The 11,177-nt window shown below is 37.5% G+C and carries 9 protein-coding genes, 3 pseudogenes and 1 other annotated feature; all 12 genes and pseudogenes read left to right on the forward strand.

What is annotated here, in order from left to right; translation table 11 throughout:
• Nucleotides 1-12: 12 nt before the first annotated feature.
• The 12 genes and pseudogenes from ACFIQC_RS08400 to ACFIQC_RS08455 all read left to right on the forward strand — a co-directional run bounded on the left by ACFIQC_RS08400 (nucleotide 13) and on the right by ACFIQC_RS08455 (nucleotide 10,058).
• Nucleotides 13-675: pseudogene (locus ACFIQC_RS08400) on the forward strand (hypothetical protein).
• A gap of 99 nt (nucleotides 676-774) precedes the next feature.
• Entirely contained in the window at nucleotides 775-1,545 is a 771-nt protein-coding gene (locus ACFIQC_RS08405) for a hypothetical protein (protein ID WP_375629682.1), read from the forward strand.
• A gap of 1,278 nt (nucleotides 1,546-2,823) precedes the next feature.
• A pseudogene (locus ACFIQC_RS08410) lies at nucleotides 2,824-3,813 on the forward strand (MFS transporter); the annotation flags it as partial.
• Between the two features lie 94 nt (nucleotides 3,814-3,907).
• Nucleotides 3,908-4,196: a sequence feature (23S ribosomal RNA rRNA prediction is too short), on the reverse strand.
• A gap of 85 nt (nucleotides 4,197-4,281) precedes the next feature.
• On the forward strand, nucleotides 4,282-4,437 hold the full coding sequence (locus ACFIQC_RS08415; protein WP_375674219.1) for a hypothetical protein: 156 nt from the start codon (nucleotides 4,282-4,284) through the stop codon (nucleotides 4,435-4,437).
• Nucleotides 4,385-4,534 carry a tRNA-dependent cyclodipeptide synthase gene (locus tag ACFIQC_RS08420; protein ID WP_375674217.1) on the forward strand — a complete coding sequence of 50 codons (150 nt, stop codon included), beginning with the start codon at nucleotides 4,385-4,387 and terminating at the stop codon, nucleotides 4,532-4,534. The genes ACFIQC_RS08415 and ACFIQC_RS08420 overlap by 53 nt, the downstream gene beginning before the upstream one ends.
• Nucleotides 4,521-5,057, forward strand: a pseudogene (locus ACFIQC_RS08425) (tRNA-dependent cyclodipeptide synthase); the annotation flags it as partial. The gene ACFIQC_RS08420 and the pseudogene ACFIQC_RS08425, both read left to right, overlap by 14 nt.
• A complete protein-coding gene (locus ACFIQC_RS08430; RefSeq protein WP_375707009.1) occupies nucleotides 5,054-5,302 on the forward strand; it encodes a hypothetical protein in 249 nt (82 codons plus the stop codon). The pseudogene ACFIQC_RS08425 and the gene ACFIQC_RS08430, both read left to right, overlap by 4 nt.
• The gene (locus ACFIQC_RS08435; RefSeq protein ID WP_375707010.1) at nucleotides 5,280-5,612 is read left to right on the forward strand and encodes a hypothetical protein; all 333 of its coding nucleotides are present in this window, start codon (nucleotides 5,280-5,282) and stop codon (nucleotides 5,610-5,612) included. The genes ACFIQC_RS08430 and ACFIQC_RS08435 overlap by 23 nt, the downstream gene beginning before the upstream one ends.
• 8 nt (nucleotides 5,613-5,620) lie before the next feature.
• Entirely contained in the window at nucleotides 5,621-6,301 is a 681-nt protein-coding gene (locus tag ACFIQC_RS08440) for a cytochrome P450 (protein WP_375707012.1), read from the forward strand.
• A 57-nt stretch (nucleotides 6,302-6,358) separates the two neighbouring features.
• A complete protein-coding gene (locus ACFIQC_RS08445) occupies nucleotides 6,359-7,723 on the forward strand; it encodes an MFS transporter (protein WP_375707011.1) in 1,365 nt (454 codons plus the stop codon).
• A gap of 366 nt (nucleotides 7,724-8,089) precedes the next feature.
• Nucleotides 8,090-8,314 (forward strand): hypothetical protein, encoded by a 225-nt coding sequence (locus tag ACFIQC_RS08450; protein ID WP_375621799.1) that lies wholly within the window; start codon nucleotides 8,090-8,092, stop codon nucleotides 8,312-8,314.
• Nucleotides 8,315-9,119: 805 nt separating this feature from the next.
• Complete coding sequence (locus ACFIQC_RS08455; RefSeq protein ID WP_375682763.1) at nucleotides 9,120-10,058, forward strand: abortive infection family protein; 939 nt, start codon at nucleotides 9,120-9,122, stop codon at nucleotides 10,056-10,058.
• The last annotated feature ends 1,119 nt before the right edge of the window (nucleotides 10,059-11,177 follow it).

The following is an 11,177-nucleotide window of genomic DNA, read 5'->3' on the forward strand; positions in this document are numbered from 1 at the left end:
AGGAATTGTGCTATGCAAAAAAAGTTTGCACTCACAAATGAGACACGTGTATTTAATAATCAAACTCTTTATCGCATCCAAGCATTAAGGGATTTTGACGATGTTAAGGCTGGTGCCTTGGGTGGTTTTATTGAAAATGAAAGTAACCTCTCTCATGATGGCAATTGCTGGGTTTACGATAATGCTCTTGTTTTAAATCCTGCCCATATTTATGAAAATGCCAAGGTTTTTAATAAAGCTATTATAATGGGTAATGTTTATGGCAATGCCCATGTATGTGACAGTGCCCGCGTTTATGCAAATGCTCATGTTTATGACAATGCGCATCTTTCTTATAATGCTTGGGTTTATCATCAGGCGCGGGTTTATGGCAATGCAAAATTATCAGGGAGCGCTCGTATTCATGGCAATGCTGAGGTTTATGATCATGCTGTTATCAGTGGCGCTGCTAAAATTTATGGCAAGGTTTATGGGAATGCTAGCGTGGGCTGTCATACTGATGTTTATGGCTCTGTTTATGGTAATGCGAAAATCTCTGGTTATTTCGTGATTAGAGATAATGTATATGGCAATGCAAGATTAAAAAGAGATAGTGATTTATATTAGGTTCCCATAAATTGTGAGGTTTATGAAAACGATACCGTTGTAAAGATTATTGAAAATAACGCTGCGTAAATAATGCGCGGGCGCGGCGGGGGCGCCTGCTTTCCAACCCAATTTTTCCATTTCAAATTTTATCAAACGTTTATCACATTAGATTGTGAGGGGATCTCTATGTGTAAAAAATATGAATTAACCAATCAAATCAAACAAATTAAAGAGAGACTTACTAAGCAAATTATAAACCTTTATCGCATTCGGGCTTTAAGAGATTTTGATGATGTTAAGGCTGGCGATTTAGGTGGCTATATCGAAAATGAAGGGAACTTATCTCATTATGGCAATTGCTGGGTCTATGATGAGGCTTGTGTCTATGGCTATGCTCATGTTTCTGATCATGCTAAAGTACGTCATTTGTCTCATGTGCGGGGGCGTGTCTATGGGAATGCTGAGGTCTATGGAAAGGCTTTAATCACTCGATATGCTAAAGTTTATGACCATGCTTGTGTTTATGGAAGTGCTCATGTGGCTGGCAATATCTATGGCAATGCTCATGTCTGTGATCACGCCCGCGTTTATAGCAACTCCCATATTTATCAACATGCGCGCGTTTCTCATGATGTTTTTGTTTATGATCATGCTAGAATCTATGGTCATTCAAAGGTTTCTGGCTCTGCTTGTATTTACAACAGTGCAAAAATTTATGGACAGGCTGCTATCAAAGGCTTTGCAAAGATTTATGGCAAGGTTTACGGCTCTGCTCTTGTGAGTGGGCGTGCTGCGGTTTATGGCTCTGTTTATGGGAATGCAAAAATCTCTGGTTCTGTAAAGGTCTATGGTCGTGCCTATGGAAAAGCAAAAATAGATAAACAAAGCAATGTAAAATCAGTTGCTCAAAATTATGAGGTTTATGAAAGCGATAACGTTGTTAAGATTGATAAATAGCATAAATAACAGGCATGGAAGTGCCTTCTTTATGGTTATAAACCCATCATAAAAGAGAGAATGCAAAAAAAGCCGTGTCAAGTGATTATGACGCGGCTTTCAAATGTCTACCCTTATGAATCATTTCAAATGGAGTTATGAACGCATATATACAAAACGTATTATATTACAAGCGCTCTATTCAAGATATGAAAACTTATCAAGAGAAATGTATGATGTGTATGATCTTTAATCACTCATTTGAATGAGAGAGCCTATAAAACGCTTGTTATGGCTATCAAACGTATTAATCATAACTCCTCCTTTGTGAGGTGGTCATTTGAAATAAAGCACATGATCAAAATGCTTCTTTTAAAACGTTTCAATATACTGACTTTAAAATTGAGTTGAGTAAATTGAAATAACTTACATTCTAAAATCAAAACCTATCAAACAAATCAAAATACTTGGTAGCTTTAACAAAACCCGTTTTTTACAGTTGCAAACGTTGGCTTTTAAAACAAGCTCTCATAAAGACAATAAACAACCGCTTTTATCAAACGCAAGGCTTTAGAAACTGTTATAAACATCTGTTTCAAACGTTTAAACAGTATTTAGAAAGGCTTTCATAAGTTTCTTTTAAACATAACTTTTTTGCAAATTAATCGCTCTATATTTGTGCTCTGTACTTTTAAATGGTAACTTTTAAAACGTTTTTTAGTAGCATATCTAAGGTAAAATAGTATTTTACTACTGTGGTATTAGTTTTGTGGAAGCGAATAATTCCGTTCTTAAAAACTAGTCTGCAATCTATTCATTAAAAGGCTTTTCATTTCATAAGATATAAAATACCTCTTTATCGTTTTTTTAACTTTTAGTAAGCGTTTTAAAAGCGTTCTTATCCTTAATCCTTTTATGCAATCTTTATAAATTAAACCTATTATTCCTTTTTAAGGTTTCGCTCAAAAAAGAGCAAAACTTATACCATTCTTTAAACGTATAATCGATAATTCCAAACGACTAAATTTTTAAACAATGTGATTTGTGCTGTGATAAAAACGTATCATAAAATTTATAAACTGTTATAAATGATATCTGCTTTTCATTTCATTTGAATGCACACATGCGTTATAACATTTACATCGTGATTTGCTTTTTATGGTCTATTCATACATGGCAATCTTATATAAAAAATGATCAAATGAATCATGCATAAAAGTGTGGATTCTTAAGTGGATTCATATAAAATAATTGCATACAAACTATTGACTTTATTGTGTTTTTGTTTATAATGTCCTTCAACCAGCGCGAACAGTACCCATTGTTTTATTGTTTGAAGCACTCTTTATAGCCACAGCTGCAATCGCCAACCAATTTTGGGTTTACATTGCACTTTCTTTCGCACTAGGTTGTGCTGGTTCACTCTTTTGGTCTGCTATCCTCGTTTCCGTCCCAGAATTTGCAACCAATGATCAGCAATTAGACCGTATCAACCGCATTATCCAAACAGTTCGTAATCTTGGCTATATTGCCGGACCATTGTTAGGAGGTGTATTGTATGGAATATCAAATGGGCAAAAAGGGCTCTTTGCACTATCAATCATGGTTCTTTTTGCTACCTTTATCACTCTCTTCTGTTTTAAAAGTTTTAAAATTCATACACAAACGACAAACACAACGCAAAAAAGCAAAAAAGGGCTAGATTTAACGGGTCTCTTGCGTAAAAAAAATGTTGTCTATGCTCTTTCTCCCCTCATCATTACCATCATCCTCACCTCTGCTCTCAACGTCTTATCGATTGTCCGCATCCGCACTGAGCTGTACTTCAGTGCAGAAACCTATGGGGTAATCACAAGCATGTTAAGTCTTGTCCTCGTGGTTGGTCCACTCTGTTTCTCCAGCCTTTTTCATCGCTTTGGTAATGCCGCTGGAGCATCACTTGCCGCTACAATAATTGGTTTTGCAATTTTCTGCTTTTCCTTAACACATATTGTATGGTTAATGATGCTGTCATTTTTCATCCTTGGGGGTGCAAACGGCGTACAAAATGCTCTGATGGCAAGTTTTATGATGAAAGCCATTCAGAAAGAACACCGAAACAACCAAATGCCTGCCTATATCTTTATCATACAAACAGCGGTGTGCCTTGGCTTTCTAGGAGCCGGTTTTGTAAAAGTGCATCACACCCAAAGCACACTGTTTATCATTGGCATCGCCACAATGATCACAGGCATATTAGGTTTTATCTTGAACAGTGCCGTACAAAAAAAGGGACTTAATGATAGTTAGCGGACTATGTCATCTTTCTATCTAACCGGCCAAAACCTTCCATCTTCACAGTGCGTTCAATTTCACTGAGTCTACGTTGGAGACAACGGAGAAGCTCGTTACACCATTCGTACAGATCGGAATTTTCCCGACAAGTAGTCTTGCTTCCTTAAAACCGTTATAGTTACAGCCGCCGTTTACTGGGGTTTCAATTCAATGCTTGCACATCTCCTCTTAACATTCCAGCACTGGGTAAACGTCAAACCCTATACATCGGGATTTGGAATCTCTCCCATGTTCATGACTAAAGTGGTACAAATACCCGTGTGTATCTTACGTTAACTTAACAGATTAATTATCCGTAATTGCCTTTACAAGACACTTTTTATTTGTTACATAATGGGACACTATTCGATAATTGGTTATCAGTTCTTTAAATAAATTATATTCCCACAATCACCATAATAGAATGCGGGGGGAGGGTTGAGTGTGAGTTTACAAAAAGAAATAGATATCAAGAACCGTCTTTCGTTTTCTATTAAGGGGGCAATCGGAAAACTGCTCTCGTTTAATTGCGATGAAGCAACATCTTATGATCGGTATAAGTCCGTTCAACACAAGGTTTTCAGAAAAATGTATCACTGAGCTCATATGTTGGGCTGCAAAGAAATTCAAAGATATTGACGTATTGCTCCCAGATATAGAATCAGCCATGCTTCTTATTAGCTTCTGGAGTGCCTAAGGCTAAAGCAGAGAGGAAAACAAAAAAAGAGCTCAATCGCATAAGAGGCATATTATATAATATTCATGATTCTTATAATTTAGAAAAATCATTTCGCATTCTTGACTTCTCTCAATACAAGCAAAATGAAAATTATAAAAAATTGAAATTAAAGGCTATAGATTTGTGCAAAAAAAATTCAAAATTTCGTGAATTATGCACGAAAATGTCAATCCAAGCAGTTGAACGTCGGGCAAAAAGCGTGGGATTATCAATTGAAGAAACAAAGAATTTAGAAACAACAAATATTTCTCTTGAGTATATTTTGATGAAATCCCTTTCTACGTAAATAGCCCATCTTTACTTAAATAGAGAAAACTCAGTTTTAGCCTACCATCGTGAATGGCCGGTTGGAGAATTGTTGCTCAATTGTGAACAACCTCTCTGTGTTGATAAACAACAAGGTCACGGAATTGTTTCGATATGTACGCAAACTTATGAGAAGAACCAGTTTATGATTGAAGATTCAGGGGAAAATGAATGATGCGCAACGTTATTAAATTCAACGTTATGGACAAAAATTTCCAAAAAAATCCATATAATATATACCAAACTGTACATTCTTCTAACTCTGTTCTTTGGGATGAAAATCTTAAAGCTTATTTTTTTGGCCACTATGAAGATGTCAGCGCAATTTTGAAGGATACCCGCTTTACAACAGCGCCCTTAGCCGTTCGAGCAGAGCCGGTAATGGGCCGATCGCGTATTGGCACAAATGGAAGGGCATGAGCACCATAGCAAGCGGCACGCCATACTTTCAAAACTTACTGGAAAAATGTTCCGCACGCACTATACTAAAATTATTGAAGAAATAATAGACCAGCTTCTCATGCCGCATCTTGCAAAGGGGAAAATAGATATTATAAATGAATTCGGTAAAGACTATAGTGTGCTTGTTACATTAATGGTCTTAGGCCTACCAATAGATTGCTACAAGGATATATCCATGTGGCATAAGGGAGTTGCATCTTTTGTCACCAGCCTAAACCAATCAGATGAGGAAAAATATCGTGCAGCAAAGATATCATCTCTTATTTAACACCACTTATAGAAGAATGGGACAAAAACGCATCAGAAGATTTAATCTCTGTTTTATGCCAGAAAACAAATGATGCTAATAGCATGACAACTTCTGAAATAGTTGCTCTCGTCCTTAACATGTTATTGGCCGCCATAGAACTTGCTGATAAAACATTAGCTTATCTTTTTTATCATTTACTCACACACCCAAATGAATTAGAAAAAATCCAAAATGACAGGAGACTTCTTGGCGATGCAATCACAGAAACACTGCGCTTGACTTCTCCCGTTCAGCTTATACCACGCCAGACCAATCAAGCGATAGAGTTCGCAGGAGTCACATTACCAGCCGACTCTCTTGTTTTTTGTATGATTGGAGCAGCTAACCGTGATCCTGATATTTTTGTGAACCCCAATCATTTTATACCAGAACGTAAACGGGGCAGTAAAACTGGGGCGGGTCTCATAAGGACCGCAAACCATTTAGCCTTTGGAGCAGGCGTGCACGTTTGTGTAGGTTCTGCTTTTGCTCTCATGCAGATTGAGTTGACGGCAAATAGACTCCTCGATAAACTCATTAAGATCAACTTAACCGATGGTTTTATTTTGGAGGAAGAGGGATTGTATACAAGGGGACCATCAGCACTTCCAATCATATTCATTCCAATATCAAAGCCGCAGATATCACAAACACGTGTTAATTTTTAAAAGTCTGTGAATGGGGCGGGGACAATATTTTAAAGAATATCAACAGGGGGCATAATAATGCAAAAGAGAGATTCCTACACTCAATCAGAAAAGTATGTCATATATACCGTAATTATTTCCAGCATACTTCCTCTGCTGGACGGAAGCATTGTTAATATCATCCTTCCGGACCTTGCGCATTATTTTTCCGTGGAAGGAAATAATATACAATGGGTTGTAACATCCTATTTTCTCGCCACCGTTCCAGGGCTGCTAATGGCCGCTTTTGTGCAAGGAAGAATAGGTATCAAAAGCACTTGGTTTCTTGCAAGCTTCATTTTTATGCTTGGATCACTGGGGGTAGGATTAAGCTATAGTTTTCCAACTATTATATCTGCCCGTATCGTTCAAGGTTTCGGGACAGGTCTTTTACTGCCCCTTAGCCAAACCATCATTGCATTACAATTTGGACAGACACGAGTGCGCCAAGCCATGGGCACCATAGCCGTACCAACAGTTTTCGCTCCTGCCTTTGGTCCGCTGGTAGGCGCCTCGCTTGCTCAGTATGTGTCTTGGCGTTTGTTATTTTTTATCAATATTCCGCTTATTTTATTGGCACTCACCCTTGGAGCAAAACATTTAAAGAGCAACGAAACAACAAAAACAAAATTTAACTTATTTGCATTTTTAGCGTTTTCCATCTCCCTTCTTTCGTTTTTTTACCTCACAGAAGCCAGAAACATCAATAACCACAACGCCCTCTTTATCCTAGCGCTTATAGCCATGATATCTCTCATATTATTCATTGTTTCTAATCAGAAAGCAAAAAACAAATTAATCGTCTTTAGCGGATTTCAAAATGCGCGCTACACATTACTCATGATCATGGGGCTTGTTGCTTCATTTCTTTTTTATAGCTTCCTCGTTTATTTCCCACTAGCCGTTGCCATGGAACAAGCCCATGAAAATAGCCTTCTCATCATCGGTGCCCTCCTTGCTCTGCAAGGGGTAGGAGCATGGATCGGAAGGAAATTTATTTACCAAAAATGGAAAGAAAAATCTCCCTTTTTCATGATAGGAATTGGTTTAGTGATATCAAGCTTTGGGTTATTATGTTTTGGCTATAATATAAGCATGGATGGACTTGGATTCTTGCTAAGAGGCATAGGATTTGGCATCGCCACCATTGTCTGCCTTTCCGCCCCCATCCAATATGTCAACAGTTTATATGTCAAAGATACAGCCGTTATCACACGCATATTACAGCAAATAGGTGGTGCCTTAGGGGGTATATTCGCTGGCTTTTTGATCCATTCGCTGACAGAAAAATCCCTGTCCTTAAACCAAACATATATCGTATTCTTCATATTCTCTATCGCTGCATTTTTACTGTTTTGCCTAGCCCTCCTCTTATCGCGTAAAGAGAAGAATTCCGATTTATGATATGCTTTATTTGAACTCCCTAGCCATAACATTGGCAATAGCTTATAAAATCATACAGCATTTACCACTTTTCGAGAAACCAACACACTGAGACCTTGACCATAGCCTTCATCATTTTTATGAAAGAACACTAAATCGATAAGCTCCTTAAGCTCTAAAATTGATCACCTCCAGTAACGTACGGTGTTTGTAATTTTATGATACCTCTGTGCTTTTAGATCCCTCTAAAAACCTCTTGAAATATGGGATTTTCTGATCAGACCTTTGCAAAGATCCACGAAATTAAGCACGCGTTTCAATGCGGAATAGTTCCATAAATGCGCTAACAGACGCCCTACAGAACCAGCATAGAATATAGAACCCACAATGCCCCCAAATGCTGACCATCTTCTGCCACGCATCGCGATGCAAAAAATCGCACTGTATTGCAAACTTGATAATGTTATTCCCCCCTTTTCAAAGTCATTGAATCACTATGCTTTCATAATCACAATAGGTTCAAATGAAACTGAAGCGACAAAAACAGCTGGTAAAGCAGCATCTTCTCTCCATTTCATTGTTAACTGTCATAACAAATCTCCCCCGCTTTAATAAAAAAGCCCTCTCTCATTGAGAAAGAAATTTTAAAAACATTGAAAATCATGAAGCACGATGACAGACAGCAAACCATCTCTAAAAAGACTGTTTCTTGATTTTCACAGCGTACTCTTAGATTTCTCTAACATTTTCCTGCCTTTAAATTTTCCTTATAAGTTTTACGGACAAAAGAAGCTTTTCAGAACTCTTTTACACATAACTTCATTGCTTCAAGCTCCCTTACAGACACGATAAACGTTTATATTTTCATCTCTACCAAATACGCGAGATTAACAGCGGATATCACGAAAACAGTCTTTTTATAGAAAACAGTAAGCTTTAACGGAATAAACGAGATTTTAAACTAGCCTCCCGCATTACTCTATACCGGTTATGCAAATAAAGAGCGCCATCTACTTTTTCTGACAAGCAAAGAACACACACAACATTTAGTAACATGCCATTATTGAAATTCTTGTCACAAAACCTTCCTTTCAGGGATTATGCGCATTGCCTGCTTCCTTCTCTCCAATAAACAATCTGCCAATAAAGAATGCTATTGCAGTTACGATAATACAAAATTATACTTCTGTTCTCATTCTATATTTTTCCAATTATCACGCATTATTCACCCCCTTCACTGCTTCACTGTTATAACAATGAAAGGAGAAAAAAATTAAAACACAATATGGCATTTCTCTTTCACAAATCTTATATAAGCCACAAAATTGTTGCGCGACTTTCTAAGCAAGGTCAGGCAATAAAATCATATTCTAAAAACCACTCAACATACCACTTTTTGATATTACAAAGATACAAAATGCAATTATCGTCTCCGCAAACAATATCTCAGAAAAACAAAATCCCTCCTGCAACAATTAGGGCACTCTCTCAAATATTACCAAAGTACTATTGGCCAGAGAATTTGGATGCCTTATTCTTTTATACACCATCTGCTCCTCATGAGTACCTAAGTGATGATAAAGAAGTCACGATTAAGAAACGACTAGATACAATCAATGTAAAATGCAATGAACCGCTTGAAGTCCTTGGTCCCCTGCTTGGTGATTTTTTGGACAGCGAGTTTCATAAGTTAGTCGGATTCATATTTCAAGACATACCAGAAGACCAAATGCTACAAGAGCTTAAAGAAGATCAACGTAAAATTTTAGAAACGTTAAAGAAAGATGGATTAGAATATCAGCGTGGAGGATATATTATCAAGAATGAGGTGACCTTCACACAAGAATTGCAAAAAGCTGGTCTCCTCTCGATGGAAGAGCTACAAAAACGTATTGCAGAGAAAGAACTTTCAGCAGTAGAAATCGAAATAAATAGAGCATTAGAAAATATAGAAAAAGATCCAAGGGAGGCAGTTCTATTTGCAGCAAATCTGTTGGAAGCCTCTTGCAAAGCTTATCTCGACCACCATTCTATCCCATATGCAGAAAACGCCCGTAATAATCTGCCCGCTTTATGGGAAGAAGTCGTTAAGAAAGCTAAGATCCATCCCGAAGATATGAAGCAAGAAAACTTAAAAAATCAAGATCTAGATGAAAATGACTTAAAAATGATCGCATCCGGTCTGTATCAAATTGTGCGCGGTACTATAAAGTTAAGAAACAAGAAAGGTGCAGCGCACGGCCGCTCAGAAAAGGATTTTGAACTAATCAATCTCAAGCCTCGCCATGCGCGTTTAACTTTTAATGCCGCCCATTCCCTCTCAATTTATATCTTAGAGCTCATGGATCAGCCATAATAAAAACCATATCACGACTACCAGCATTTTCTCGTGCCATTTTTAATGCTTTTTAGGCATTAAAGGGGAGTGGCTGCTTCTACCCTACAAAACCAAATATTTCTATAGCATGACAACATGAGTAGTCACACCGCTCTATGGTGTTCCTCTTCCCCACGTTTCTAGGCTCCGCTTCTAAAGTCAGTGGGCAATTTCTGTAAATGCAAAAGCCGCCCTTAAGGATGGCGAATGAGGATGGTGCAAAAGTATTGCCTTGATTATTTTTTTTAAGAACAAACTAGCTAGTGTACTATTTTTGGAAAGCTCTCGTGAAGAAATATTATGATGGAGAAGCTAGTCATTATGATAAAAATACAAGTCTTAACTCCCTAAAGAGAGAAAATCTGAGTTTAGATCTAATTTCTACAAAGCCTTTATGCGCGTAAATTACATACCTATACGTTCTTCCCCTACCTTACTTAATCTTATAATAAGGCAGCTCCGTATAAAAAACGGCACTATTCTTACATACCATAGCCATTTTCTCTTTACAGGCTTTCTGCTATCAACATAATGCTTTACCCTCTTAAAACACTATTTGCAAAAAGTTGGCATCATCACAATGATCATAGGCATAGGCTCGCTACCCCAAAAAGCTTTCTAGGTAAAAATCCGCCTTAGTATTTAGTGATATAGATAGTTTGGATGTCAATGAATTGTTTGCAGTTTTTTTGTTACAAAAAGTTGGCAGATTGTTTTGAGGATTTGGCTATACAGACTACACATAGGACAAAGGGAAGGATGATATAAAATCCAAGAGAATCTGAGTTTAGATTTAGTTCTTGAGCGCCCTTTAAGTGCGTGGCATTACGTACCTTAATGGCTTTTACCCCCCTTGCTTTCCGAAGGTGCATGATGATTAGTAGCATGCCCCTAGTTCTTATTTGGGTTTTGTACGTGGGAAGAGTTGCAAGTGAATAGCATTTTACTCCATGCGTTTACGCGTTACACTTGTTTTTTCTGCTTTTATTTTCAGAGATTGATGATATTTTTGTTTTCCAGTACTAAGAAGAGTTTTTAGATTTATTGTTTTAGAGAGAAGAAAGCATTCTCTCCCTGCCTCTGCCTACTACTGCTTCA

The organism is Bartonella sp. AA126HLJHH (genome assembly GCF_042197425.1).
Taxonomy (GTDB): domain Bacteria; phylum Pseudomonadota; class Alphaproteobacteria; order Rhizobiales; family Rhizobiaceae; genus Bartonella.

Coding starts and splice junctions, on each gene's coding strand:
- ACFIQC_RS08405 (WP_375629682.1), top strand. CDS start 775: ATGTGTAAAAAATATGAATTAACCAATCAAATCAAACAAATTAAAGAG.
- ACFIQC_RS08420 (WP_375674217.1), top strand. CDS start 4,385: ATGATCGGTATAAGTCCGTTCAACACAAGGTTTTCAGAAAAATGTATC.
- ACFIQC_RS08430 (WP_375707009.1), top strand. CDS start 5,054: ATGATGCGCAACGTTATTAAATTCAACGTTATGGACAAAAATTTCCAA.
- ACFIQC_RS08445 (WP_375707011.1), top strand. CDS start 6,359: ATGCAAAAGAGAGATTCCTACACTCAATCAGAAAAGTATGTCATATAT.
- ACFIQC_RS08450 (WP_375621799.1), top strand. CDS start 8,090: ATGCCCCCAAATGCTGACCATCTTCTGCCACGCATCGCGATGCAAAAA.
- ACFIQC_RS08455 (WP_375682763.1), top strand. CDS start 9,120: ATGCAATTATCGTCTCCGCAAACAATATCTCAGAAAAACAAAATCCCT.